This window comes from Alcaligenes sp. EGD-AK7 (assembly GCF_000465875.3).
In the GTDB taxonomy this organism is placed as follows: Bacteria; Pseudomonadota; Gammaproteobacteria; order Burkholderiales; family Burkholderiaceae_B; genus Alcaligenes; species Alcaligenes phenolicus.
This window is the reverse complement of record NZ_AVOG02000067.1, coordinates 151,610-177,470: the sequence shown is the minus strand read 5'-3', so window position 1 is coordinate 177,470 and position 25,861 is coordinate 151,610. Positions and strand designations below refer to the sequence as shown.

The window sequence follows — 25,861 nt, the reverse complement described above, 5'->3', positions numbered from 1 at the left end:
CCGGCTCCCGAAACCTGAAAAATTGAAAATTAACTGGCGCGCACTTTCACATAACTGCCGGGCGCATCCTCCAGCACGGGATAACGCGCATGGCCCAGACGACGTTTTGCGCGACGCCGCGAACCCGACAAAGGTGCAAGCCACGCAATCCAATCGGACCACCAGCTACCAGGTACGGACTGAGCCCGCTCCATATACTGCTGGGCATCCAGCGTGGCGACTGGCTCGCCATCTTGCAGCACCCAGTAATTACGGCGCTGCTTGGCAGGTGGATTGATCACGCCTGCGATATGGCCCGAAGCTCCCAGCACAAAACGATGCTGAGCCGCAGGCAGTGCCTGCAAGGACGCATAGGCCGACTGCCAGGGCACGATATGGTCTTCTTTGGAGCCATACAGGTACACAGGCAAATCCAGTTGGCTCAGATCGGCGCGGTGCGCCCCCACGGGAACACCACCTTTTTGAACCAGACGATTTTCCAGATAGGTATTGCGCAAATACCAGGTAAAGAAAGGACCGGGCAAATGGGTGCCGTCGGAGTTCCAGTACAGCAAGTCAAAGGCAGGTGGTTTTTTACCCTGCAAGTAGTTACTGTTCACATAGTTCCAAACCAGCTCGGCGGGGCGCAGGAAAGAAAAGGTACTGGCCAGCTCACGGGCATTGAGCAATCCGCCCTGCCCCAACTGCCACTCCCGAAACGCAACCTGTGCTTCGTCGATAAAGACATTCAGCATGCCCACATCGGTGAAATCCAACATGGTGGTCAGCAAGGTCATGGAAACGGCCGGGTCCTGACCTTTATCGCGTGCCAGAGCCAAAGCGCTGGCCAGCAAGGTGCCACCGATACAAAAGCCCAGCGTATTGATTTTTTCCTGGCCCGACAGCTCCTGGCTGACACGAATCGCTTCCAGCACGCCCTGCTCCAGATAATCCTGCCAACTCAGTGCATGGATATGGGCCGCGTCATTCGGCTGGGGATTGCGCCAGGACATCAGGTACACCGTCAGCCCCTGATCCAGAGCGTGGCGTACAAAGGAATTCTCCGGCTGCAGGTCCAGAATGTAGAACTTGTTGATGCAGGGCGGCACGATCAGCAAGGGCACGGCATGGACCATGCTGGTAGTAGGTGCGTATTGAATCAGTTGAAAAATATCGTTCTGGAATACCACGGCACCGGGGGTAGCACCCACGTTTTTCCCCAGTTGAAACTGGCTTTCATCCGTTTGTGTCAGACGGCCTTTTTGCCAGTCGTCCATAAAATTGGACATTCCTTCCAGCACCGACTGGCCGCCCGTATCCATCATGGTTTGCAGGGCCTGGGGGTTGAGCATCAAATAGTTGCTGGGCGACATGGCCTCAGCCCACTGCATCATGGAAAAGCTCAGGCGCTCACGCTGCGGGGCTTCCAGCTCCATCGAGTCCAGCATCTCGTTCATGGCCTGAACGCTAAGCTGCCAGATATGGGCATTGAACAAGGCGGTGGGATTGCTCTGCCAGGCGGCATCCGCAAACCGGCGATCCTGGGGAGGTGGCAAGGCACCGCGCTGGGCCTGGTCCCACAACTCCTGCCACTGTTGCATATAACGAGCTTGCAGTTCAGCACAGCGGGTGGCATCGATCGGTTTGCCAAAACCTTGAAAAGCTCTGTTGTTACTCGACATCTGCCACCTGTAAACGAATTGCAAATACGCTTAGAGCATGACGTTCGTAACAAAAGCAGTCAATTGGGGTAATTAATTAGGCTGGCACGCCAATAGACGGAATTAAAGATTCCATATCGTATTTAATACGATTAAAAAACCGTTAAAGCAGGTTCAAGCGAGCAATGGTGGCCTGTCGGCCGGTCAAGGGCGAGCGGCGGTAGGAATAAAACAATTCATTCTCTTGAAACGTACACAAGCCACTCAAGTGCACGGTCATTGTTCCAGGGCTTAATTTTTCCAAACGGTGGCGGGCAATACCGGGCAAATCCGCCTGCCATTTTCCAGGACGCTTTCCCTGAATAAAAAAGGCGGCCAATTCCGGCTCATCCTGAACATAGGCATCAAAGACTTCCTGCCCGACTTCAAAGTGTTCTTGACTGATTGCCGGACCAATCCAGGCTTGCCAGGATTGCGCTTGGGGACAACGGGCGGCCATCGCCTGCCAGGTACGCTCCAGGACTCCGGCTTGCAGACCACGCCAACCGGCATGGGCCACACCCAAGACCTGAGATTGCTCGTCCCAGATCACCACCGGCAGGCAATCGGCGGTCAGAATGGCCAGGGTACGGTCCCGGCGTGTAGTGATGGCAGCATCAAACTGTCTGGGCACGGCAGGCAAAACATCCTGATCTGCATCCAGCACATCTGTGCCGTGTACCTGTGCCAGCCAGACTGGCTCCGAACCCAGGAAGTCCGCCAGCCGCTGGCGGTTAACCTGCACCCGCTCCGGATCGTCGCCGGTATTCAGACCCAGATTCAGGCTGTCACGCTCGTCCTGGCTGACGCCACCGGCCCGAGTCGTACAGAAATAAAGCAGCCCCGCTTGTTCGGGGCCGCTAACACCAGGAATCAGCTTTGAGTGTGCCATTCAATCGCCTCTGCAACAGACTGATAGTCAGACGGTGGCTCCGCCGAGAAGCGACGGCGCTCGCCCGTATCGGGATCATCAAACTCCAGCACATGGGCATGCAGCATTTGGCGCTGCGCCCCCGCGACAACGCGGCCACCATATAAGGTATCGGCCAGCAGAGGATGCTTGATTGAGCTCAGGTGGACACGAATCTGGTGGGTACGCCCTGTCTCCAGTCGGCAAGCCACCTCGGTCACCGCTTCCTCGCCTGCATAACCCTGACGCAACATTTGATAATGCGTTACAGCATGCTTGGGAGCGACGGACGGCCCAGTACTCATGCGCACTGGCACGCGCAAATCGCGTCCAATCGGCTCATCGACCGAGCCCTGGCCCGGCAAGACGCCATGGACCAACGCCAGATACTGGCGTCCCATGCTACGCTCTTGCAGTTGTCGGACAAAGTGAGTTTGTGCGACTTCCGTGCGGGCCACGACCAGCAAGCCGGAAGTGTCTTTGTCCAGCCGGTGTACAACACCGGCACGGGGTACCTGACGCAGATTGGGGAAGCGAAACAGCAAACCATTGAGCAAGGTGCCACGCCAGTTACCCGCACCAGGATGCGTGACCAGACCCACTGGCTTGTTAACCACCAGCCAGGAGTCGCTTTGAGCCACAATCTCGAAGGCCACGTCATCAGGTTCGAAGGCCATGTCTTCTGGGGCCTGCTGCTCCCAGACCAGCACGGTATCACCGGGGTAAACCGTATGCTTGACCTTGACGGCCTGGCCGTTGACGAGAACATGCCCACTCTCGACCCAGGACTGTAGACGGCTGCGCGAATGCTGTGGCAATAAACGCGCTAAGGTCTTGTCCAGACGATCGGGAGACGCAGTGATGGGAAGGATAAAACGCAGTGCGTCGGAAGAAACAACACTATCTTTTTCAGTATCTGTGTCAGGCATGGCGACAAATCATATAATTGAGCAGCAATGCTAACACCAAGGACGCTTTTGTGACTCGCCTGAACCTGAACTTGCCACGTATTCGTGGTACCAAGCTGGCCCAAGTAGCCGCATTAATGCTGGCTGCCACTTTGCTTGCTGGCTGCGGCACTACCAAAAAAGAAGTTGACCCCACCTCGGGTTGGACCGCCGAGCGCCTGTATAAAGACGCCCGTGAAGAAATGTCCGCCGGCAACTGGAAAGACGCGCGTACCCGCCTGGAAGCCGTCGAGTCCCGCTACCCCTTTGGCACTTACGCACAGCAATCGCTGATCGACCAGGCCTATATCAACTGGAAAGACGAAGAGCCTGCCAAAGCCCTGGCCGCTATCGACCGCTTCCAGAAGCAGTACCCCAGCCACCCCGGTACCGACTACATGCTGTACCTGAAAGGGCTGATCTCCTTTACGCCTCCTAGCGCTGCCCTGTCCAACATTACCCAACAGGACCCCAGCGAGCGTGACCCCAAAGGTCTGCGCGAATCCTACGAAGCCTTTAACGATCTGCTGCAACGCTACCCCAATAGCCGTTACGCACCGGATGCCGCCAAGCGCTTGACCTGGCTGGTCAGCACCATCGCCCAGAACGAAGTGCACGTAGCCGAGTACTACTACAAGCGTGGCGCTTACGTGGCTGCTGTGAACCGTGCGCAAACCGTGATTACGGACTTCAAGGGCGTGCCTATTGCTGAACGCGCGCTGTACTTGATGTACCTGTCCTACGACAAGATGGGTCAAACCGAGCTGCGTGACACCACCAAACGCGTGATGGATCAGAACTTCCCGGACTCCACCTACTTCAAGGACGGTCTGGATGCCAAGGTTAACTACTGGAACCCGATTAACTGGTTCTAAACCTTTAGGCAAAGCAGCACAAAACACAGGCTGCCTTTGTGAAGCGACAATAAAACGCCTCACAGAACGCAGTCAAAAAAAGGCCGAATCCCATACAGGATTCGGCCTTTTCAGTTTTCCGGCTTCAAGCTGATATTCCTTACCAGCCTGCTCTGCCCTGCTCATCAAAACAGTAACGACAAGCCAGGTAGCTCCTTAGCCTGCAGCCATCTAAACACACCCCGCCCCCACAGGCCCCAGAGCATCCTGAATATCACCCCACCTTCTTGGCATTGTCCTTTTGCACGCTATACATACGCTCTGCAAAAGCCTTGGCCTTGGCTGGGTCCAGGGGCTGGCCTCCCAGAATCTTCATAGTGTCGTCCAGATACACCATGCGGTCTTCCAGCTCTTCCTGCAGGCCAATCAGGTAATAGCCAATCTGACAAAAGTACGTCGTCCGGGCTCGGGTCTGGGCTTCAATCTCTTCCACACCCATGCGCTGAAAGAAATTGGCCAAGGCATTCATGCAGGCCTTGTCCGCCCGCTCGACGGCTTGACGCACTCGCTCGGAGCGCCTTGCCCAATCCCGCATGGCCATATCCAGGCCCGGCTCAAAACGGGACACGTCCAACCAGGTAGAGAACAGGGACAACATGCCATCTTGCAGATTGTCCACATTCTCCAGCGCCAACATGGTGGAGCGCATATTCTTTTGTTCCCAGAAACCGACCAGCCCATCCAGCAGATCGTCCCTGTCCTTGAAATGCCAATAAAAACTGCCTCGCGTGACGGCCATCACCTGCGCCAGACGAGTGATGCGCACCGCCTCCACGCCTTCCTGCATGAACAGGCGAATGGCCGCCTCCAGCCAATCCGCCCGCGTCAAATGCACATTGGGCTCGGTCAGTGCGCCGGCCTGGGCCACACGTTCAATCAATTCCTTATCGCTCATATCGCCTGCTTGTAGAGTCGCTTTAGTCGCCAAAGTATACCGGCGCTCCTCTTATAACAGGCCCAGCATTCGTGGAAACGCCAAGGAAACAGCGGGCACGAAGGTGGTGATCAATTGAATCGGAATAGCCACAAACACGATCATGGCGATGGCCGGGCCAAAGGAACGATGTACCGTCACCTTGCTGATACGGCAGGACATGTACAGCACAGGTGCCATCGGCGGGCTGTTGGAACCCACAATCACCGCACACGCCACAATCGCGGCAAACTGTATCGGATTGACATCGGCCACGCCCACCAAAGGCAGCAGCAAGGGAGCCACCACCACGGTCAAGGACACATCGTCAATAATCATGCCCACCAGAATCAGGAACACATTGACCATCAAGAGAATGCCGATGGGGCTATCCACCAGACCTGTCACAAAGGCGGTCAGGTCCTGAGGCACGCCTTGCGCAACCAAAATACGGCCGATCAGAAAGGAGAACAGCAAGATCAGGATAACGGTGCCCGTAGTCTCTGCCGTGCGAACGAAGCTGTCACGCAGCTTGCGCAGGGTCAGTTCACGATACACAAAGCAGCCGATGCCAATCACCAGCACAACCGCCACCGCCGCAGCTTCCGTGGGTGTGAATACGCCCCCGTAAATACCACCCAGAATCAAGGTGGGAATACACAAGGCGGGCACGGCATAAAGCAAAGTCTTGAGGGAAGAACGACGGGATTTTTCATCAACAGCTTGTGCTGGCAGTTCCTTGAACCAGCGTCCAGCCACCACATAATTGAACAGCGTCAGCCCGACCATCAACAGAATCCCTGGCCCGATCGTGGCTGCAAAACACGCCACTACCGACTGCTGCGTCACCACCGCGAACAGAATCATGGTGATGGACGGCGGAATCAGAATCCCTAGCAAAGAGGAAATCCCCAGCAAGGCCGCCGAGTACTGACGCGGATAACCGCGCTGCTCCATGGGATCGACCAGAATGGTGCCAATGGACGCCACCGCCGCCGAGGCCGTACCCGAAATCGCCCCGAACACCCCGGAAGCCAGCACCATGCTGGCCCCCATGCCACCACGACGATTCTTGACCAGCATCTCGGCAAAGCCCACCAAACGGTGTGCAATCCCGCCTGCCTGCATCAAGTACCCCGCCATGATGAACAAAGGCAAAGCCAGCAGAACCAGGGAGTTCAAGGAACGGAAACCTTGCAGCATTAAGGTGTTCAAGTTGACGTCATACACCAGCGTCAACATCAGCAGCGTGCCGGCAAAGGACCAGGCCACTGGCACCCCGACACCTAGCAGGAACAGGAGCAAGAGAACAGAAAATCCAGCATGCATAATCAATGGCCTCCATGGCGCAAGGCCATTAAAGACTGATAAACATCGCGCAAGGCATACATCAGGCTACCGGCGGCGTTCAGACCAATAGCGGCTTGCGGTACCCAGACAGGAATTCCCAGCTCGGCCATCGTGGTCGAGAACCGGGAACCCCACATGAACATGCGCAAGGTCCAATAGGCAAAAGCCACCACAATGATCAGCACCAGTACGGACACGATGAAACGATGGATAGCACGCGCCCGTGGGGTCTTCAAACGATGCGACAGGTAATCCACCACCAAATGCTGACGGGACTGGCTGGCGATCAAGGCCCCCGTCATGTACAGCCAGATCGCCGCCACCATCACAATGGTGTGCACACCGGCTGCCGGCCAATTCAGGTAATAACGTGCGGCCACCACATAGGCCAAACCTGCCGCCACCACAACGCTGGACGCAATGGCCAGCCATTCCAGAGCGATCAGGGTCGGCCCTCGCTTGATCAGAGGGTCCTCACTCACATTCATACTCCCTTGTTCCAAGGTGTTCACTTGAGAGCCGAGGCGTTTTTCTCGATATGGGCCATGATGCTGTCGCCCACTTCAGCGTGCATCGCAGGCCAGACCTTGGCACGCACATGGGTGCCCAAAGCAGCCAGTTGATCCTTGTCGAGCTCAAGGTAGGTTTTACCCAGCGCTTTCCACTTCTCCACAATGGCCGCGTCCGCTACCTGGGCCTTGGAAAACTGATCTTGCATGATGGTGATGGCCGAGGCCTGAATCACTTCCTGCTGCTCGGGCTTCAAGGCTTCCCAGGCTTCCAGGTTCATGGACAACACGCCGGTAATGAACTGCTGCTTGCTGCGCACGTAGTAATCCAGCGTGTCACGGAAATATTCGTAGTCGTAATAAATGACGTTGGCTGCATCGCCATCCACCACGCCGGTCTGAATTGACGTAAACACTTCGCCCCAGTCAATGGCTGCCGTCTGGTAACCCATGGCTTGCACGGACTGCTGCATCATGGAGATCGGGGGAACACGTACCTTGATGTTCCTGGCGTCTTCTACCGTCACCGCATGTTTGCCTTTGGTGGCGACGCCATTGAATCCTTCAGGCCAGGCACCGAAGAACTTCAAGCCGTTCTCTTTGTAGATACCGTCCAGCGTTTCATTCAACCAGCCACCGGGCTGGTACGCGGCCAAGGCTTCTTCCCAGGTGGTGAACATATAGGGTGTGTAGATCACCGCAATGCGCTTGTCGTAGGAAGTCATGGGCCAGTTCAGCATCAACTGCACATCACCGGCTACGTGCTGGTCAAACACTTCTTCCTGACCACCCAACTGGTTTTGATAGAAAACGCGTGGCGACACCACGCCTTGCGTACCCTCTTTGATCAGCGCAGCCCATTTCTCGATCGCATCACCGCTAGGCGAACCTTGCGCGCCCGAGTCCGTTGCAATGCGCATGGTCTGTGCGGACACGGTGGCCGCGCTCAGGCTGAACATCACCGTCAGCAAGGTCTTGCTCAAAAGCTTCATAACTCCTCCTGGGTATGTCTTTTAAATTTATTGTTCAAACGTCGGCTATCAGGCTTCCGCCCGGTGCCGCCATAACTCCCAGGCCAAACGGGCCCGGACACCCACATCCAGAAACGGACGTGGCGGCAAGGCATCGGGTTGCCCCAAAGCCTGCATATCGGCAATCAAGGGATTGTCCACACCGCAAGCCAGATCGGCGACCAACATGCCGGAAATCGTGCCCTTGGTCAGACCCACCCCGTTCTGACACACCGCGGAATACACATGCGGTGCCACCTGCCCAAAGCCTGGGGAGCCATTACGGGACAAGCAGATAAAGCCGGTCCAGGTGTGCTCCATTTCCACGTTTTTCAGATTCGGGAAACGCTCGTCAAACAGGGTTTTGTGCTCAATGCGCACGCGGCGGCGGCTTTCATCATCACTGCGCAAATTGGGCGCGTAAGTCATGTGCTGGCGGATCAGAATGCGTTGGTCATTGGTTCGACGCATGGTGATGCCCACAAAGGCATTGGCGGGGGTCAATCCCCAACTGGGCAAACCACCCAGCTCGCGCTGTTCGCTTTCCGTCAGGCAGCGGGTCAGGCTGGCATGAGCGGCCATGGGCATCAGCTTGCCGCTGTAAAAACCGAACTGCTCGGCAAACACGTTCACAGCCAGAATCATCTTGCCGGCACGCACTTTGCCACCGGGTGTTTCCAGCGTGACGCCATCACCTTGCTGCACAGAAAGCACAGGCGTTTTTTCGTAGACGGTAACGTTGGGAGGCATGTTGTCGGCCAGACCACGCGACAGACCCGCCGGGTTCAGCAACACGGTACCGGGGGTATAAATGCCTGTGCGGAAATGCGTGAACCCCAACTTGTCCTGCAAGGCTTTGCCGTCCAGCCATTCGTACGGCTCTTGCAAGGAATCCAGAACCTGACGCGTCGGCTTCAGTGTTTTCTCTACGCCCTCTTGCGAGACCGCAGCGTGGAACTTACCGATGGGACTCCAGTCGCATTCAATGCCGTAACGCTCTACCTGTGTTTTCAGATATGCAATCGCCGTACGTGCCAGGCGCAGATGCGAACGCGCGGCATCCAGCTCGCCCATCGAGCTACCCACGTTGTGGGGGCTATCAATGGCAAAGCCGGAGTTTCGACCTTGAGCACCCTCGCCCACCTGATCCGCTTCCAGTACCACGATGCTGTCACCGGGGCGGTTCTCTGCCAGACGACGGGCGGCGGCCAAACCGGCCAGACCACCACCGACAATCACCCAATCCGCCTGTATGTCTTTAGCCAGGGACGGTTTGGGGGTACGAGGAGTCAGCAGCCGACTCCACCCATTGGTCTTGTCGTTCTCCGGCAAGCGCGTGATTTTCCGGATGCTCATGCGGCCGTCCGTGCGCTAGCCCAGTTGCTGGGATGCAGACAGTAATGAATCAAGGCGGATTCTGTTTCGTAAATCAAGGGTGTGCCAGCAGGCAGCCAGATGCAATCCAGAGGCCCAGCCGTCAACACTCCTTGTGGGGTGTGAATGTTGATGCTGCCTTCAATCACCGTGACCACTTCGTCATACAGGACGGTCCATTCAATCCGTGCCTTGCTCAAGCGGGCATAACCGGCACTTAAAGGCGTACCGTCCTGTTCTCCCACGATCTCGGCCAGTTGTGCCATCTCGGGCTTTTCCTGTCGAGGCTGGAAGGCCAACTCATCAAAACGCATTACCCGCGGCATAGTCTTTTCTGTCGTCATTAGGATCACCAAACACAAGTGGATTTAGAACATACATAGTTGTATGCTGTGATGGTAATGAGCCAGATTTGGGGAGTCAATCTATTGGAGGATGGGGATTACCCTGCGTTCGGCAGTCAAGTGTTTTACATTTAAACAATGAAGCCGGCGTCACAAGCACCCTTCGGAATGATGTTTCTCATGGAGCGGCAAACCGTTTTTTTGACGGGCCTCGTGCTGAGGATCCTGGCTAAAATTACCCGGATGCAAAATCAGCAGAATGGATTGTTGATTTCTGAACAAGTGTGGACATGCACCACACTTTTCCTCGCCACCGTTTCCCCGTCCCCGGACGTGCCTCCTTCTTAAAGCAGACACCATGAATCACGAACAAGCAGAAAAACAGGTGCTGCAAGCCATTCCTGTCCTGGCAGCGAAGCAAAGCATTGACGAATGCATCACTCAACTGCAAGCCAGCGGCCTGTCAGAAGTCCGTGCGACCAAGCTTTGCGTAATGATTCCCGAAGCCTTCGGGCTGGCACTGGCCTGGCGTCTGGGTGCCAAGCTGCCTGATGAAGAGCAGATGTTTGATGTGCGCAATCGCGCAGGCGAAACGGTCCAAGTCTCCATGCTGGGCCAGCATGTATTTTCCATGGCGCTGGCCATGGCTGTCGCTGTACTCAAGCAGGGCTGGTATCCGCCTATCACTCGGGAAGCATTTGAGGCAGTCAGCAATCGCAGCGCCATCATGTCCGTGCTGCAGCAGATAGAGGGCAATCTGGAAGGTGCTGGCACGCCCGATCTGTTCTTGTGGGGCTTGGTGGCAGAGGACATCATCGCAGACGAGTCCTTGCCCTAGATTTATATAAAAAAGCCAGCCCGCGGTGGGCTGCACAGGGAGCGGCTGGCTTTATTTCCTCTGCTCCTCTGCCTCAAGCTTCTACAAGCGTGTAGTCCAAGCCAAGGCAAACGGAATACAAGCCGTATTCTCAAGCCTGTTCAGAGCTGTCGTTCAGTTCCACATCGCTGGCTTGAGCACTCTGCCGCCTGGTTTTCTGCTCCCGCAGAAACGCCAAGGCACGGGCAGGATCACGAGTACGCGCAAAGGGGGGCAAACCACGCCACAGCAATTTGCCGTAGGGCTTCTCGACAATACGGGTGTCGCCCACCATCAGCACGCCCCAATCACGTTCGGTACGAATCAAACGCCCTGCCCCTTGCTTCAAGGCAATGGCGGCTTCGGGCAACTGATATTCCATGAAGGGATTACCGCCCCTGTCCTTGCACTCCTTGATACGCGCTTCCAGCACCGGATCATCCGGCGGAGCAAAGGGCAGCTTGTCGATAGCAACCAGCGTCAAGGCATCACCGGGCAGGTCAATCCCTTCCCAGAAGCTGGCGCTTCCCACCAAAACCGCATTACCACGGGCACGGAACTCGTCCAGCAGAACTTGCCGTGAACGCTCCCCCTGGCGCAACACATTGCGTTCGATGTCTTCCCGATCAAATCGGTCCCGCAGCATATCTGCAATCCGCTCGACCGAGCGCAAGGTGGTACAGAGCACCAGCACACCACCCTGACCCGCCTTGATCAGCGGAATGAGCGCATCCACGAAGGCCTGATTGAAGTTGGGATGGCTAGGAAGCGGCAAGGTGCTGGGGACGTAGAACAACGCCTGGTTCGGATAGTCGAACGGCGAAGCCCAGGCTTCGGTGCGAGCATCAAACAAGCCCAACTGTCGCTTGAAGTGGTTGAAATCCCCATGCACCGACAAGGTGGCTGAGGTCAGCACCCAGGACTGCTCCTTGCCTCGGTAGCGCGAGAAAATCTTGGCCACCGACAAAGGGGCACTGTGCAGGCGCAGATAATGCTGCCCACTTTCTACCCAACGCACGAACTCGTCGGGCTGGTCTTCGTCTTTTTCACTTTCTGGCAAATAGGCGTGACGGCCTTGACGATCCGGCTGGCTCCATTGGAACAAGCGCGCACGTAACTCCAAGGCGCTTTTATGCGCCGCCGTCAGATCAGGATGGCGCTCAGCCACCATGGCCAGCATCTTGATGACCTTGTCGAAGGTCTCCAGCAAATTCTCCAGCGCCTCGTCAAAAAGCTCGGGCTCGGGCAAGGCCTGAAAAGTGGCACGGCCACCTTGGGCGGCCAGCGACGCGGTGCGCAAATGCAAATCCCGAGCAGCTTGCTCCAGCTTGCGCGCCACCTGACTCCAGTCCACGGTCTCGCGCGCCTGGGCCAGACCCGCCGCTTCTATCTGACGACACAAATCCGTCAATTGATACAAGGACACGCTACTACCCAGAAAACGGGTGGCCACGTCGGGCAGTTGGTGTGCCTCGTCAAACACCACCAGATCCACGCTAGGCAGCAAATCCGTCACACCCTCTTCGCGCAAGGCCAGGTCCGCCATGAATAGAGCATGGTTCACCACTACTACATCCGCATCCTGGGCATGACGGCGCGCCTTCATCACAAAGCAGTCGCGCACAAAGGGGCAATCCTGTCCCAGGCAGTTATCGCGTGTGGAAGTGACTCGGTGCCAGATATCCGCGTCTTCCGGGACTTCGGCCAGCTCACCCTTGTCGCCGCTACGGCTGCGCTCCGTAAAAAGCTGGATGGCCCGCAGATAAGCAATTTCCGCACGGGACTTCAGGGCACGGTCATCCTGCCCCAATCGTTCCAAATGGTAATGACAAACGTAGTTGCTGCGCCCCTTGAGCAAGGCCACATCCACCGGCAAGGCCAGCGCCTTGCGCAGGTGGGGAATATCCCGACGGAACAATTGGTCCTGCAAGGTGCGCGTACCGGTCGAGACCAAGGCTTTGCCACCTTGCATGAACACAGGCACCAGATAGGCCCAGGTCTTGCCCGTTCCGGTACCAGCCTCGGCAATCAATACACCGGACTCGGCAACCGTCTCGCTGATGGCTTGGGCCAGCTCCAGCTGAGCCTGCCGCGGACGATAGTGCGAGACAGACTCTGCCAGAGGGCCTTGGGGAGAAAAGATATCGGAATAATCCTGCAACAACATGGGGCAAAACCGCTCAGGGAGAGGTGACGAATGACAGAACTGTCTACAATCACAGTGGAATACATACAAGATGATACCTGCCAATTCTGGGTCGCTGCCGGTCTTTATGGCAAAATGCGGCGCTTGCAGACCCTTTTACAACGATGGACCCATAACTGAAATGACTGTGGAAACCCTCGCCCAGCAACAGGATCACCAACAGATTCTGGCGCTACTGGCCTCTGAACTGAACATCCGCATCCAACAAGCCGCCTCTACGGTTGAGCTCTTGGACAACGGGGCCACGGTCCCTTTTATTGCCCGTTACCGCAAGGAAGCTACCGGCGGCCTGGACGATAATGTCCTGCGTGATCTGGAAGTGCGCCTGATCTATTTGCGCGATATGCAATCGCGTCGTCATGCCATTCTGGAATCGATCCGCCAGCAGGAAAAACTGACGCCCGAGCTGGAGCAAGCCATTTTGGCGGCTGACACCAAGCAGCGTCTGGAAGACTTGTACGCCCCTTACAAGCCCAAGCGCCGTACCCGTGCCCAGATTGCCCGCGAAGCCGGCCTGGAGCCGCTGGCGGACGCCATTCTGGCCCAGAAGGATGCAGACCCTGTGGCGCTGGCCGAAGGCTTTCTGAATGCCGAAGCCAAGATCGACACGGCCAAAGCCGCCCTGGACGGTGCCCGCGACATTCTGGCCGAACGCTTTGCCGAGCAGGCCGATCTGCTGGAAGCCATGCGCGACTATCTGTGGAAGTCCGCTCACCTGTACTCCAAGGTTGCCGAAGGCAAGGAACAGGAAGGCGACAAGTTCCGCGACTGGTTCGACTTTAACGAAGCGCTGCGCCAACTACCTTCTCACCGTGTACTGGCTTTGTTGCGCGGTCGTCAGCAAGGTGCACTGGACCTGCGCCTGGGCCTGAACCCCGAGCAGGATGCGCTTCTGCCCCACCCTTGTGTACTGAAAGTCGCCGAGCTGACCGATATTGGCGCTGACTTTTCCGCCGACGCCAGCCCACGCGACCATTGGCTGGCCGAGGTTTGCCGCTGGACCTGGCGCGTCAAGTTGCTGACAGCATTCGAATCCGAGCTGATTGGCCGTCTGCGCGAAGAAGCCGAGCAAGAATCCACCCGCGTGTTTGCCGCCAATCTGCGCGATTTGCTGCTGGCAGCCCCCGCTGGCAATAAAGCCGTTCTGGGCCTGGACCCAGGTATTCGTACCGGCGTAAAAGCCGCTGTGATCGATGCAACCGGCAAGGTGCTGGATACGGCCACCGTCTACCCCTTTGAACCCCGTCGTGACCGCGAAGGCGCCATTCGTACCCTGGCCGGCTTGGCGACTCGCTACCAAGTTGAACTGGTGGCGATTGGTAACGGCACAGCGTCACGCGAAACCGAGAAACTGGTTGCCGACCTGCAATCCGCTTTCCCGCAGTTGCCTTTGACCCGCGTGGTCGTGTCGGAGGCCGGCGCTTCGGTGTACTCCGCCTCTGAACTGGCCGCACAGGAATTCCCGGATATGGACGTCAGCCTGCGCGGTGCCGTCTCTATTGCCCGCCGCCTGCAAGATCCGCTGGCCGAGCTGGTCAAGATCGACCCCAAATCCATTGGTGTTGGCCAATACCAGCATGACGTAAACCAGCGCGAACTGGCTCGCAGCCTGGACGCCGTGGTCGAGGATTGTGTGAACGCCGTGGGTGTGGACGTCAACACCGCCTCTGCTCCCCTGCTGGCGCGCGTTTCCGGCCTGAACAACACGCTGGCCAAAAACATCGTCACCTGGCGTGACGAAAACGGTGCCTTCCAAAGCCGCAAGCAGTTGCGTGAAGTGCCGCGCTTTGGTGAAAAAGCCTTTGAACAGGCAGCGGGCTTTTTGCGTATTCCCGGTGCAGCCAACCCTCTGGATGCCTCGGCAGTTCACCCCGAAGCCTACCCGGTTGCCGCCCGCATTCTGGAGCGCCTGCAAACCGAAGCCAGCGATGTCATGGGTAAATCCGGCGCATTGAAAGGCTTGTCGCCTTCGGACTTCACGGATGAACGCTTTGGTTTGCCCACCGTGCGTGATATTTTTAATGAAATTGAAAAGCCCGGTCGCGACCCTCGCCCTGAATTCACCACCGCCAAGTTCCAGGAAGGCATCAACTCCCTGAACGATTTGACGCCCGGCATGATTCTGGAAGGCGTGGTCACCAATGTGGCCAACTTTGGTGCCTTTGTGGACGTGGGTGTGCACCAGGACGGTCTGGTGCATATCTCGGCCCTGTCCGAGACCTTTGTCAAAGATCCGCGTGATGTGGTTCGCGTTGGGCAGACCGTTAAGGTTAAAGTCCAGGAAGTGGATGTAGCTCGTAAGCGTATCGGCTTGACCATGCGCCTGAACGACGACAGCGGCCCTGTGCGTGGTTCCAGCAACACCAGCAACGCACCCCAGCGCCGTTCCGGAAACAATCGCCCCAACCGGCAAGCTGAACCGGCACCGACAGGTGCTATGGCAGCCGCCTTTAGCAAACTTCGGAGATAAGCCATGACTGAGACCGAGCGCCTTTCCCAACTGACGCGTCTGCTCAATCTGCTGACCGGATTTGATCAGAAGGAACAGGATATTGCAGCCATCAGCCAGTCCGTGCTGACAGCCAGCGCCAGCCCGACAGCGATGGGTGAGGCGTATGGCAAGCACGCCCAGAACTTGATGGAACACGATCCGGATGGCGCTCTGATCCTGGCCATCAGCTACGAGCTGGACGACTATCTGGCTCTGGCCGATACCGTGGACGAACTGTGGGAAGAGATTCTGGCTGCCTTTGAAAGCCAGGATCTGCCCGCCTTTCCCTACGACGACATGCCTTTTCAGGACGTGGACGGCTTTTTCCAATGGGCGAACGAGCAGTTGCAGGAGTTTCACCCCTCCTACTGCCTGCTGGAATTTGCCCAAAGCTATGACGAGGAATTTCAGCTGATCGTGGTCAAACGCGAGAACCTGGAGGAAATCCTGAGTCTGTGTGAAAAGTTGGATATTCCTGCCCAGCCAGCCGAATAAGGCCAGCAATCCCGGCCTAAACACACCAAGCCCTGCGTGAGCATTCATGCAGGGCTTGATGCTTTTGGCCCGCTTGAATGCCAAGCAGCTCAAAGCGCATTAGTCTAGTCCCGCCATCAACATCAGCAAGCGAGCCTCTTGTGCTCGCTTGGCTGCTTGGCCCAAACATGAACACCCACTTTGCCGGGACCGGCGCAAAGTCAGTTCCAGCGCGGCAAGGTCCAGAAGGAAAAACATGGAGCAAAAACACTGGTCGCAGGTCGAACTCCTGCACGAAACCGTATCCAACCCCAATATCCATGTGCGTGGCACGCACAGCTACTACAGCCATGCCTGGACCGGCAGTTTTGAAGAAAGCGTGGTGCGTTACCTGTACGGGGACGAGTACAGCCTCAAGGCATGGACCTCGCAATGGCCAGTGGACCAGCTCCACATCGGTGACTACGTCTGCATCGGTGCCGAGGCCGTCATCCTGATGGGTGGCAATCACACCCACCGCATGGACTGGTTCAGCCTGTATCCCTTCGTAGACAAAATTACGGAGGCCTACGTTGGCAAAGGTGACACCTACATCCATGACGGTGCCTGGATCGGTATGCGGGCCATGATCATGCCCGGCGTGGTCATTGGTGAAGGTGCCGTAATTGCCTCGGGTGCACTGGTCACCAAGAATGTGGCCCCGTATACGATTGTGGCAGGCAACCCAGCTGTGCCGGTGCGCAAGCGCTTTGAGGACGCAGCGATTGACCGGCTATTGGCCTTGAAGATTTACGACTGGTCGGAAGAGAAATTCACGGCGTTGCGAGATGTGATCTGCGCAGAAGATATTGCAGCATTGGAGCTGGCCAGCCAGGACTGGGATCAGAAGTCCAAAGCCCAAGGGCGACTGGCCTAGGCTCAAGTCCAGGTCTTAAGTCCGAATCCAGATTTCGGGCTCAGAATTCAGAGTTCACGTTCGAATCAGATCTGATTTGGCTTGGTTTGGCTTGGTTTGACCTGACCTGACCTGACCTGACCTGACCTGATTTCAAGAATGAATTTAAGGCCAAAGCCGATTACACGAGCAAGCTCAAGCCAAGCTCCAGCTTTGATCTTCTGCACACGTTCAATACAACGCAGAAAGAACAGCCCCAAAAGTGAGATAGGTCTCTCTTTTGGGGCTGCTCATTTTCAAGCAATCTTCAAGCTGAAGCGTTGCTGCTCAAAGAAGCTTGCTGCCTCCACTGCGGCATCAATCCTGAACAGCCGATCAATCCCACAGTAGACAAACCACTTAGTCGCGCATCGAATCCAAAGCGGCTGCAACGGCATCACGCAGATCTGCCGATACTCGTGCCACTTCTTCACCGGCACAATGGATTTGCAACTCCTGACCTTCCTGCTTGGCAACTTCGGCAAAAGCCGCAGTCTGCAGTGCCTTGATCGCCACACCAGCCTGTTTTGGGTCTGCATAAGAGCGAGACAGAAACAGCTCTTGTCCAGCAGCATCTTGCAGGCGGAAACGGAAGGTGCCGTCTTCGTCGCGGAAGTTCACAAAACGAGCTTTACGAGCCTTGGCTTCAGTCTTGCTAACTGCCACGCTCAAGGGGTCACGCAGGCCCACGGCCGCCTTCAATTCATGGATGAAGGGAGTAGCGTAGGCACGAGCCTTGCGCGCGCCGACTTGCAGCAAATCCTCAATATCCTGGGGACGAGCCATCAAGGCTTCGTAGCGATCACGCATGGGCGCAATCATGGCTTCCAGCAACTGATGCAAGGCATCCTTGGCCTCGCCCCAGGCCATGCCGTCGATCAACTGCTGACGAAAGGCCTGGGTCTGCTCGGGTGTCGCAAATGCCTTGTACAAGGCCGTCAGGTGCGAATCATCGGGATCTTTAGACTCGCCGGGACCTTTGGAGTCCGTCACGATGCGGGCAATGGCTGCCTTCAGTGCCTTGGCACCACCCTCGAACAGAGGAATCGTGTTGTCGTAGCTCTTGGACATCTTGCGGCCATCCAGACCAGGCAAGAGGGCCACGTCCTCTTCCACCTGCACTTCAGGCAATACAAACAGCTCCTTGCCACGGCCATACAGGTGGTTGAAGCTCTTGGCGATATCGCGTGCCATTTCCAGGTGCTGCACCTGATCCCGGCCCACGGGCACCTTGTGGGCATTGAACATCAGGATGTCGGCCGCCATCAGTACGGGGTAGCTGAACAGGCCCATGGTGACGCCATCATCAGGCTCTACGCCCGCCGCTTCATTCTTGTCGACAGAAGCCTTGTAGGCGTGGGCACGGTTCATCAAGCCCTTGCCGGTTACGCAACCCAGCATCCAGGACAGCTCCGGAATTTCCGGAATATCGGATTGACGGTAGAACGTTACTTTTTCCACATCCAGGCCGCAGGCCAGCCAGGTAGCAGCAATCGCACGGCGCGAAATGGCTACGCGCTCCGGATCGTCACATTTGATCAGGGCGTGGTAGTCCGCCATGAAGAAAAATGCGTCGACATCGGCTTGCTGGCTAGCACGGATAGCAGGGCGAATCGCCCCGGCATAATTACCCAAGTGTGGAATACCGGTCGTTGTAACGCCGGTCAGTACTCGTGTCGTCATGATAAAAAATACGCTTATAAAACTACGTGTCAGGGTTCAGGAATCAGACGCGTGGCCAGTGGCCGCGCCCAGCATCCTACAAAATAACTGCCTGGCGCCGTTCTGACTCCAGGTACTCCCGCGATTGCATTTCCATCAAACGCGAGACAGTACGGTGGAACTCATTGGCCATAGGGCCATCCACATACAATTCTTCTTCAGGCACCGCTGCGGACATGATGAACTTCACCTTGTGATCGTAAAAAACGTCGACCAGCCAGGTGAAGCGTCGCGCCGCAGAGGCATCACGCGCCGTCATGCGAGGTACGTCAGACAAAATCACGGTCTGGAAGCGGTTCGCCAGTTCCAGATAGTCGTTTTGCGAACGTGGGCTGACGCACAGGGTCTCGAAATCAAACCAGACGGCTGAACCGGACAAGGCGACCGCTTTTACATCCCGGTTTTCAATACTGAGCACCGGCTCTTGAGGGGCCGTGTCCGACAAGGCGGTGAACATTGATTGCAGCTCTGCGGTGGTCTGCGGGCCCAATGGCGTCAAATAGGTTTTCACCTGCTCCAGAGCACGACGGCGATAATCCACGCCCGTATCCACGTTCATGATATCCATGTTCTTCTGGATCAGCGCAATCGCAGGCAAGATGCGGTCGCGGTGCAGGCCTTCCGGATACAAGGTGGAAGGCTCATAGTTGGAGGTCATCACAAAGGACGTACCGCGCTCGAACAGACCCAGCAGCAGCTTGTACAGAATCATGGCATCGGCCACATCCGAGACGTGGAACTCGTCAAAACAGATCAGGCGATAACGCTTGGCGATACGTTTGGCGACCTCATCCAAGGGATCGCTCATGCCTTTGACCTGATTCAGCTCTTTGTGCACGCCGCGCATGAACTCATGGAAGTGAATCCGAGTTTTGCGCTTGAGCGGCACCGTCAGGTAGAAGGCGTCCATCAGGAAGCTCTTGCCGCGCCCGACCCCACCCCACAGGTACACACCACGCGGCACCTCCGGGCGGGAGAACATACGACGCAAGGCGCTGGAGCGCATTTTGCGAAACTCTACCCACTCGTCGTAATAGCGTTGCAGCCGGTCTATAGCTTGCTCCTGTGCCTGGTCGGCACGGTAGCCTTTTTCCGCTAAAGCCTGATGGTAATACTCGCGAACATTCATATCACTGAAAATAAAAGAACCTGTCCAAGACAGGTAGTAGTCTGCCAGCATGCACTGCGATCCACAGCAGCACCGCTTTTGATGCAGGGTCTGAGCATACTGCGCGGTCAATTATCTCACGCATCGCAACCGCTACGGACTGCTGTGATCAGCCTTTCGTGACGAAAAAAAGGGCGAGCCTGTGCCCGCCCTTTTCCAACAACACCCTGAAAGTCTATCAGAAGTTCAGAGCGCGTTTGTCCACTGCCAAGGCCGCTTCTTTCAGGGCTTCGGACAGGGTTGGGTGAGCATGGCAAATACGGGCGATATCTTCCGACGCGCCACGGAATTCCATGATTGCAACAGCTTCAGCCACCAGCTCGGAAGCCACAGGGCCCACAAAGTGCACGCCCAGAACTTCGTCGGTCTTGGCATCCGCCAGAACCTTCACAAAGCCGGTCGTGTCACCCAGTGCGCGGGCACGGCCGTTAGCCAGGAAGGGGAAGCTGCCAGCGCGGTAAGCACGGCCTTCGGTCTTCAGTTGCTGCTCGGTCTTGCCAACCCAAGCGATTTCGGGCGAGGTGTAGATAACCCAAGGTACAGTGTCGAAGTTGACGTGGGGCTGCTGACCAGCCAGACGCTCGGCCACAGCCACACCTTCCTCTTCGGCTTTGTGAGCCAGCATAGGACCACGCACCACGTCACCCACCGCCCAGATACCTGGCAGGCTGGTGGCGCAATCGTCGTCCACAACCACGAAGCCGCGCTCGTCCAGTTTCAGACCGATGGTGTCTGCACCCAGACCGGCAGTGTTAGGCACACGGCCGATGGACACGATCAGCTTGTCGGCTTCCAGCTTGTGCTCGGCACCAGCGGCGTCCACGTAGTTGATGGTGACCTGTTTGGCAGACTTCTTGATTTCGCCAACTTTCACGCCCACATTGATCTTCAGACCTTGCTTGGTGAAAGCCTTCAGGGCTTCCTTGGCAACGTCGCGATCCACGGCGGAAAGGAACTCGGGAGCACCTTCCAGAATGGTCACTTCGGCACCCAGGCGACGCCACACGCTACCCAGTTCCAGACCAATCACACCGGCACCGATAACGGCCAGCTTCTTGGGAACCTTGGGCAGACGCAGTGCGCCGTCGTTGGACAGAATTTGCTCTTCGTCGAACTCGGCACCGGGCAAGGCACGAGCCGAGCTACCGGTAGCGATGATGACGTTCTTGGCAACCAGCTCTTCAGCGTTGGCACCGGCCACATTCACCGACCAGCCGCCGTCAACCTTGGCGCCAAAGGAAGCGGTGCCGTGGAAGAAAGTGACCTTGTTCTTTTTGAACAGGTACAGGATGCCGTCGTTGTTCTGCTTGACGACCACGTCTTTGCGACCGATCAGCTTGTCCAGATTCAGCGATACGCCCTTGACGTCCACACCGTGATCAGCCAGATGCAGATTGGCGTGCTCGAAGTGCTCGGACGATTGCAGCAAGGCCTTGGAAGGAATGCAACCAACGTTGGTGCAAGTACCGCCAGGAGCGGGTTTGCCTTCAGCGGTGGACCATGCGTCCACGCAAGCGACGCTCATACCCAGTTGAGCAGCACGGATGGCGGCGATGTAGCCACCAGGGCCTGCACCAATCACGACAACATCAAATTGCTTAGCCATAAAAAATCCCATAAATGTGAAAAGGCACGCTGGACCGCCCGGAAGTCGGGCGGGAAAGTATCAGGTGGCGAACGCCAACCCCCAGGGCCTTAAACAAAGTCGGCCAAGGCTTAGAAGCAAGCACTTGGCCGTAAACATACTAGACCGAAACTACCGCGTGCTTAGACGTTCAACAGCAGACGCTGTGGATCTTCCAAGGCTTCCTTCATGGCCACCAGACCCAGAACGGCTTCGCGGCCGTCGATGATACGGTGGTCGTAGGACATGGCCAGGTAGTTCATGGGGCGAATCACGATCTGACCGTTTTCCACAACAGCGCGATCCTTGGTGGCGTGGATGCCCAGGATGGCGGACTGAGGTGGGTTGATGATGGGGGTAGACAGCATGGAGCCGAACACGCCACCGTTGGAGATCGAGAAGGTACCGCCTGTCATTTCTTCCAGGGTCAGCTTGCCGTCGCGGGCACGAGCACCGAAGTCAGCGATTTGCTTTTCGATGTCAGCGATGGACATTTGATCAGCGTTACGCAGGATAGGCACCACCAGACCGCGTGGGCTACCAACGGCCACACCGATGTCAAAGTAACCGTGGTAGATGATGTCCTTGCCATCAACCGAGGCGTTCAGTACAGGGTATTTCTTCAGGGCGGCAACAGCAGCCTTGACGAAGAAGGACATGAAGCCCAGTTTCACGCCGTGCTCTTTCTCGAACTGATCTTTGTATTTCTTGCGCAGATCCAGCACAGCTTGCATGTTGACTTCGTTGAACGTGGTCAGCATGGCGTTTTCGGACTGCGACTGCAGCAAACGCTCGGCGATGCGAGCGCGCAGACGGCTCATGGGCACGCGCTGCTCTGGACGGCCGTCCAGGGACAGGGTTGGAGGGGCAACAGGAGCGGCAGCAGGTTTAGCAGCAGCGGCGTTGGCTTCCAGAGCGTCACCCTTGGTGATGCGACCACCACGGCCGGAACCTTCCACGGAGCTGGCTTCCACACCCTTTTCAGCCAGGATCTTGGCAGCAGCAGGCGAAGCAACCGAAGAGGCGGCGGAGCTGGCAGCAGGGGCGGCAGCGGCTGGGGCAGCAGCAGGAGCGGCTTCTTGTGCAGCGGCGGCAGGAGCGGCAGCGCTGGCCTTGCCTTCGGAGTCGATACGGGCCAGCACGTCGCCGGAAGTCACAGTGCTGCCGTTGGCCTTGACGATTTCGCTCAGCACGCCCGAGGCAGGAGCGGGAACTTCCAGCACAACCTTGTCGGTTTCGACTTCGATCAGGATTTCATCAGCCTGGACCATTTCGCCAGGTTGTTTTTTCCACTCCAGCAAAGTGGCTTCGGAGATGGATTCAGAGAGTTGGGGAACCAGAACGTCGGTAATTGCCATGATTATATTTTCCGTATTTAAAATTTAGGGTGCGTTATTTGGTCAGCATGAAGCCTTTGCGAGCGCCGAAAGCCTGCTCCAGCAGCGCCTTTTGTTGTTCCTGGTGTTTGGCCAGGTAACCAACGGCAGGCGAAGCGGACGCGGCACGGCCGGCGTAACCCAGCTTCTGACCTTCGGTCATGTTCTCGTAGATGTGATGCTGAATGTAGAACCATGCACCTTGGTTTTGAGGTTCGTCCTGAACCCAGATAACTTCCTTGGCGTTGCTGTACTTGGCCAGCTCTGCCTGGAAGGCCTTGTGGGCAAACGGATACAACTGCTCCACACGGATAATGGCAATATCGTTGCGCTCCAGCTCTTTACGGTGGTTCACCAGATCGTAGTAAACCTTGCCCGAGCAAGCCAGAACACGTTTGACAGCGGCTGCATCAATTGCCTGATCGGTCTCGCCGATCACGGGCATGAAGTGACCCTCAGCCAGATCGCTCAGTGGCGAGGTAGCGTCTTTATTACGCAGCAAGGACTTGGGCGTCATGATGACCAAAGGCTTGCGGAAAGGACGGATCATCTGACGACGCAGCACGTGGAAGATCTGGGCGCCGTTGGTGGGCTGAACAACCTGGATATTGTTGTCAGCGCACAGTTGCAAGAAGCGCTCGATACGGGCCGAGGAGTGCTCCGGACCCTGACCTTCGTAGCCGTGTGGCAGCATCAGAGTCAGACCGCAATGACGGCCCCACTTGGCTTCACCCGACGTAATGAACTGGTCGATCACAACCTGGGCACCGTTGGCGAAGTCGCCGAACTGAGCTTCCCAGATAGTCAAAATGTTGGGCTCTGCCGAAGCGTAACCGTATTCAAATGCCAGCACGGCTTCTTCGGACAGAACCGAGTCGATCACCGTGAAGTTGGCCTGGCCTTCGGAGACGTTCTGCAAAGGAATGTAGGTGCCGTCGTTCCAGCGCTCACGTTTTTGATCGTGCAGCACAGCGTGACGGTGGGTAAACGTACCACGGCCCGAGTCCTGGCCGGTAATACGGATGGCGTAGCCGTTGTTCACCAAGGTTGCAAAGGCCAAGTGCTCGCCCATGCCCCAGTCCACCTGAGCTTCGCCACGTGCCATGGCACGACGGTCGTTCAGCATGCGGTTGACCAGTGGGTGAACCGTAAAGCCTTCTGGCACGGTGGTCAGTTTTTCACCAATGCGTGTCAGTTCGGACATAGGCAAGGCGGTGTCAGCCTGGTCAGTCCATTTGGCGCCCAGGAAAGCAGACCAGTCGGTGGCGTACTTGTTCTTGTAGTCTGTCAGAACAGGTTCAACCGTGCGCTTGCCATCTTCCATCAGTTGACGGTAAGCCTTGACCAGATCTTCGGGTTCGTTCTCGGACAGAATGCCTTGAGCAACCAGCTTGTCGGCGTACAGTTTGCGTGTACCGTTGTGCTGACCAATCTTCTTGTACATCAGCGGCTGGGTCATCGAAGGAGTGTCTTGCTCGTTGTGGCCCAGTTTGCGGAAGCAAACAATATCAACCACCACGTCGTGTTTGAACTCGCGGCGGAAGTCCAGAGCCAGCTGAGTCACGAACACCACGGCTTCAGGATCGTCGCCGTTCACGTGGAAGACGGGGGCTTCAATCATCTTGACCACGTCCGTGCAATACAGCGTGGAGCGTGTATCGCGAGGATCAGAGGTGGTGAAACCGATCTGGTTGTTAATAACGATGTGCAGCGTACCACCGGTACCGTAGCCACGGGTCTGGGCCAGGTTCAGTGTTTCCATGACCACACCCTGACCGGCAAAAGCCGCGTCACCATGAACCAGCACGGGCAGAACCTGGCTGCCGTCTTCGTCGCTACGACGATCCTGACGAGCACGGACCGACCCCTCGACCACTGGGTTAACAATTTCCAGGTGGGATGGGTTAAAGGCCAGAGACAGGTGAACCGGACCGCCACGAGTGGACAGGTCGCTGGAGAAACCGTTGTGGTACTTCACGTCGCCGTCGGTCAAGCCTTCAGCGTGACGGCCTTCAAACTCGGCAAACAGGTCACCGGGCATCTTGCCCATGATGTTGACCAGCATGTTCAGACGACCACGGTGAGCCATACCCACGATGATTTCCTGAACGCCGTTCTCGCCAGCGTGGTTGACCACTTCATCCATACAAGCGATGAAGCTCTCGCCACCTTCCAGGGAGAAGCGTTTCTGACCGACGTATTTGGTGTGCAGGAAGCGCTCCAGGCCTTCAGCCTCGGTCAGCTGCTGCAAGATGTTGCGTTTTTGCTCAACGTTGAAAGAACCTGTGCCATGCACCGACTCCAGGCGCTGCTGAATCCAGCGCTTGACGACCGGGTCGGAGATGTACATGAATTCTGCGCCCACCGAACGGGAGTACGTATCACGCAAGGCCTTGAGCATGTCGCGCAGCGTCATGGTGTCGGCTTTGGTGAAGTAAGTGTTGGTGGCGGAGTAGACCTGGTCCAGATCTGCTTCGGTCAAACCGTAGAAAGCAGGGTCCAGTTCAGGGATGCTGGGGCGTTCGGAGCGCTTCAGGGGATCCAGATCAGCAATGCGTGCACCCAGGGAGCGGTAAGCAGCAATCATGGACTGAATCGACACTTGCTTCATGGCAACTGTCAGGTCCGGTGCTTGGGCGCTGGTCAGGAAGGCATTGGCTTTGGCACGCTGAGCGAAGGACTCGACGATGGGAGCGTGAGCTTGATCGCGGGTGCTGTCGCGGCCGTCAGTCGCAGGCTGGTGCTGCAGCTGGTCGAAGTACTCGCGCCATTGGTCGGCGACGGAGCCTGGATTGTCGAGGTAGGACTCGTAGAGTTCTTCGACGTAAGGAGCATTGCTCCCGAACAAATAAGAGTTACTGAGCAGTTCTTTTTGCGATGACATTATTACGCTTCACCTATCCGAGTGTTTCACTCGTGTTGAGATGCAGGAAAACCTTCCGCGACACGGACCTCGCCGGTTAGCGGATAGCAGGAGCAGAAGGCAACGTGGGACGCCTTATACAAGCCGTATTGATCTAGTATAACGCCGCACACAAAAGGCGCAATTAATGACATCTA

Annotated in this window: 20 protein-coding genes; 5 read left to right on the top strand and 15 right to left on the bottom strand. The window is 56.9% G+C overall.

From position 1 onward, the window contains the following. Positions 1-29 precede the first annotated feature (29 nt). The 3 genes from N879_RS17750 to N879_RS17740 all read right to left on the bottom strand — a co-directional run bounded on the left by N879_RS17750 (position 30) and on the right by N879_RS17740 (position 3,518). A complete protein-coding gene (locus N879_RS17750; protein ID WP_009457630.1) occupies positions 30-1,661 on the bottom strand; it encodes a PHA/PHB synthase family protein in 1,632 nt (543 codons plus the stop codon). A 142-nt stretch (positions 1,662-1,803) separates the two neighbouring features. Next, positions 1,804-2,571 (bottom strand): peptidoglycan editing factor PgeF, encoded by a 768-nt coding sequence (pgeF, locus tag N879_RS17745; RefSeq protein ID WP_009457632.1) that lies wholly within the window; start codon positions 2,569-2,571, stop codon positions 1,804-1,806. After that, on the bottom strand, positions 2,553-3,518 hold the full coding sequence (locus N879_RS17740; RefSeq protein WP_009457633.1) for an RluA family pseudouridine synthase: 966 nt from the start codon (positions 3,516-3,518) through the stop codon (positions 2,553-2,555). The genes pgeF and N879_RS17740 overlap by 19 nt, the downstream gene beginning before the upstream one ends. Before the next feature lie 95 nt (positions 3,519-3,613). Here N879_RS17740 and N879_RS17735 point away from each other — a divergent pair, with 95 nt between their 5' ends. Further along, entirely contained in the window at positions 3,614-4,411 is a 798-nt protein-coding gene (locus tag N879_RS17735) for an outer membrane protein assembly factor BamD (protein ID WP_026484309.1), read from the top strand. Positions 4,412-4,664: 253 nt separating this feature from the next. Here the strand turns inward: N879_RS17735 and N879_RS17730 are convergent, their stop codons facing one another. Genes N879_RS17730 through N879_RS17705 form a run of 6 tightly spaced genes read right to left on the bottom strand, consistent with a single transcriptional unit; the run spans position 4,665 to position 9,950 of the window. Further along, complete coding sequence (locus N879_RS17730) at positions 4,665-5,345, bottom strand: TetR/AcrR family transcriptional regulator (RefSeq protein WP_022983556.1); 681 nt, start codon at positions 5,343-5,345, stop codon at positions 4,665-4,667. Positions 5,346-5,396: 51 nt separating this feature from the next. Next, entirely contained in the window at positions 5,397-6,692 is a 1,296-nt protein-coding gene (locus N879_RS17725; protein WP_022983555.1) for a TRAP transporter large permease, read from the bottom strand. A 2-nt stretch (positions 6,693-6,694) separates the two neighbouring features. Beyond that, positions 6,695-7,201 carry a TRAP transporter small permease gene (locus tag N879_RS17720; protein ID WP_009457636.1) on the bottom strand — a complete coding sequence of 169 codons (507 nt, stop codon included), beginning with the start codon at positions 7,199-7,201 and terminating at the stop codon, positions 6,695-6,697. Positions 7,202-7,221: 20 nt separating this feature from the next. Then, a complete protein-coding gene (gene dctP, locus N879_RS17715) occupies positions 7,222-8,214 on the bottom strand; it encodes a TRAP transporter substrate-binding protein DctP (RefSeq protein ID WP_009457637.1) in 993 nt (330 codons plus the stop codon). A gap of 48 nt (positions 8,215-8,262) precedes the next feature. Next, positions 8,263-9,588 (bottom strand): NAD(P)/FAD-dependent oxidoreductase, encoded by a 1,326-nt coding sequence (locus N879_RS17710; protein WP_009457647.1) that lies wholly within the window; start codon positions 9,586-9,588, stop codon positions 8,263-8,265. Then, the gene (locus tag N879_RS17705; protein ID WP_031233022.1) at positions 9,585-9,950 is read right to left on the bottom strand and encodes an ethanolamine utilization protein EutQ; all 366 of its coding nucleotides are present in this window, start codon (positions 9,948-9,950) and stop codon (positions 9,585-9,587) included. The genes N879_RS17710 and N879_RS17705 overlap by 4 nt, the downstream gene beginning before the upstream one ends. Positions 9,951-10,308: 358 nt before the next feature. Between N879_RS17705 and N879_RS17695 the strand changes: the two genes are divergently transcribed. Then, positions 10,309-10,788 (top strand): hypothetical protein, encoded by a 480-nt coding sequence (locus N879_RS17695; RefSeq protein WP_009457651.1) that lies wholly within the window; start codon positions 10,309-10,311, stop codon positions 10,786-10,788. Between the two features lie 130 nt (positions 10,789-10,918). On the opposite strand, the gene N879_RS17690 is transcribed toward N879_RS17695, so the two are convergent. Then, positions 10,919-12,973 carry an ATP-dependent DNA helicase gene (locus tag N879_RS17690; RefSeq protein ID WP_022983553.1) on the bottom strand — a complete coding sequence of 685 codons (2,055 nt, stop codon included), beginning with the start codon at positions 12,971-12,973 and terminating at the stop codon, positions 10,919-10,921. A 160-nt stretch (positions 12,974-13,133) separates the two neighbouring features. Between N879_RS17690 and N879_RS17685 the strand changes: the two genes are divergently transcribed. The 3 genes from N879_RS17685 (at position 13,134) to N879_RS20925 (ending at position 16,893) form a co-directional block, all read left to right on the top strand. After that, entirely contained in the window at positions 13,134-15,482 is a 2,349-nt protein-coding gene (locus N879_RS17685; RefSeq protein WP_009457655.1) for a Tex family protein, read from the top strand. Between the two features lie 3 nt (positions 15,483-15,485). Next, positions 15,486-15,998 (top strand): hypothetical protein, encoded by a 513-nt coding sequence (locus N879_RS17680; RefSeq protein ID WP_009457658.1) that lies wholly within the window; start codon positions 15,486-15,488, stop codon positions 15,996-15,998. 235 nt (positions 15,999-16,233) lie between these two features. Further along, positions 16,234-16,893, top strand: coding sequence for a CatB-related O-acetyltransferase (locus N879_RS20925; RefSeq protein WP_009457660.1), 660 nt, complete (start codon positions 16,234-16,236; stop codon positions 16,891-16,893). Positions 16,894-17,271: 378 nt separating this feature from the next. On the opposite strand, the gene N879_RS17670 is transcribed toward N879_RS20925, so the two are convergent. The 5 genes from N879_RS17670 to N879_RS17650 all read right to left on the bottom strand — a co-directional run bounded on the left by N879_RS17670 (position 17,272) and on the right by N879_RS17650 (position 25,685). Beyond that, complete coding sequence (locus N879_RS17670) at positions 17,272-18,594, bottom strand: tryptophan--tRNA ligase (RefSeq protein WP_022983551.1); 1,323 nt, start codon at positions 18,592-18,594, stop codon at positions 17,272-17,274. A gap of 76 nt (positions 18,595-18,670) precedes the next feature. After that, on the bottom strand, positions 18,671-19,762 hold the full coding sequence (zapE, locus tag N879_RS17665) for a cell division protein ZapE (protein ID WP_035271417.1): 1,092 nt from the start codon (positions 19,760-19,762) through the stop codon (positions 18,671-18,673). A 217-nt stretch (positions 19,763-19,979) separates the two neighbouring features. Beyond that, positions 19,980-21,407 carry a dihydrolipoyl dehydrogenase gene (gene lpdA / locus N879_RS17660; protein ID WP_009457672.1) on the bottom strand — a complete coding sequence of 476 codons (1,428 nt, stop codon included), beginning with the start codon at positions 21,405-21,407 and terminating at the stop codon, positions 19,980-19,982. A gap of 161 nt (positions 21,408-21,568) precedes the next feature. Continuing rightward, on the bottom strand, positions 21,569-22,783 hold the full coding sequence (odhB, locus tag N879_RS17655; RefSeq protein ID WP_009457673.1) for a 2-oxoglutarate dehydrogenase complex dihydrolipoyllysine-residue succinyltransferase: 1,215 nt from the start codon (positions 22,781-22,783) through the stop codon (positions 21,569-21,571). A 34-nt stretch (positions 22,784-22,817) separates the two neighbouring features. Further along, positions 22,818-25,685: a 2-oxoglutarate dehydrogenase E1 component gene (locus N879_RS17650; protein ID WP_009457674.1), complete on the bottom strand. Its 2,868-nt coding sequence runs from the start codon at positions 25,683-25,685 to the stop codon at positions 22,818-22,820. Positions 25,686-25,861: the final 176 nt, after the last annotated feature.

Excerpts from the sequence above, each read along its gene's own strand:
- N879_RS17685 (WP_009457655.1), top strand. The coding sequence starts at position 13,134 with ATGACTGTGGAAACCCTCGCCCAGCAACAGGATCACCAACAGATTCTG.
- N879_RS17730 (WP_022983556.1), bottom strand. The coding sequence starts at position 5,345 with ATGAGCGATAAGGAATTGATTGAACGTGTGGCCCAGGCCGGCGCACTG.
- zapE (WP_035271417.1), bottom strand. The coding sequence starts at position 19,762 with ATGAATGTTCGCGAGTATTACCATCAGGCTTTAGCGGAAAAAGGCTAC.
- N879_RS17680 (WP_009457658.1), top strand. The coding sequence starts at position 15,486 with ATGACTGAGACCGAGCGCCTTTCCCAACTGACGCGTCTGCTCAATCTG.
- N879_RS17705 (WP_031233022.1), bottom strand. The coding sequence starts at position 9,950 with ATGACGACAGAAAAGACTATGCCGCGGGTAATGCGTTTTGATGAGTTG.
- N879_RS17690 (WP_022983553.1), bottom strand. The coding sequence starts at position 12,973 with ATGTTGTTGCAGGATTATTCCGATATCTTTTCTCCCCAAGGCCCTCTG.
- N879_RS17720 (WP_009457636.1), bottom strand. The coding sequence starts at position 7,201 with ATGAATGTGAGTGAGGACCCTCTGATCAAGCGAGGGCCGACCCTGATC.
- pgeF (WP_009457632.1), bottom strand. The coding sequence starts at position 2,571 with ATGGCACACTCAAAGCTGATTCCTGGTGTTAGCGGCCCCGAACAAGCG.
- N879_RS17725 (WP_022983555.1), bottom strand. The coding sequence starts at position 6,692 with ATGCATGCTGGATTTTCTGTTCTCTTGCTCCTGTTCCTGCTAGGTGTC.
- N879_RS17650 (WP_009457674.1), bottom strand. The coding sequence starts at position 25,685 with ATGTCATCGCAAAAAGAACTGCTCAGTAACTCTTATTTGTTCGGGAGC.
- N879_RS17740 (WP_009457633.1), bottom strand. The coding sequence starts at position 3,518 with ATGCCTGACACAGATACTGAAAAAGATAGTGTTGTTTCTTCCGACGCA.
- N879_RS20925 (WP_009457660.1), top strand. The coding sequence starts at position 16,234 with ATGGAGCAAAAACACTGGTCGCAGGTCGAACTCCTGCACGAAACCGTA.
- N879_RS17750 (WP_009457630.1), bottom strand. The coding sequence starts at position 1,661 with ATGTCGAGTAACAACAGAGCTTTTCAAGGTTTTGGCAAACCGATCGAT.
- N879_RS17695 (WP_009457651.1), top strand. The coding sequence starts at position 10,309 with ATGAATCACGAACAAGCAGAAAAACAGGTGCTGCAAGCCATTCCTGTC.
- N879_RS17670 (WP_022983551.1), bottom strand. The coding sequence starts at position 18,594 with ATGACGACACGAGTACTGACCGGCGTTACAACGACCGGTATTCCACAC.
- lpdA (WP_009457672.1), bottom strand. The coding sequence starts at position 21,407 with ATGGCTAAGCAATTTGATGTTGTCGTGATTGGTGCAGGCCCTGGTGGC.
- N879_RS17710 (WP_009457647.1), bottom strand. The coding sequence starts at position 9,588 with ATGAGCATCCGGAAAATCACGCGCTTGCCGGAGAACGACAAGACCAAT.
- odhB (WP_009457673.1), bottom strand. The coding sequence starts at position 22,783 with ATGGCAATTACCGACGTTCTGGTTCCCCAACTCTCTGAATCCATCTCC.
- dctP (WP_009457637.1), bottom strand. The coding sequence starts at position 8,214 with ATGAAGCTTTTGAGCAAGACCTTGCTGACGGTGATGTTCAGCCTGAGC.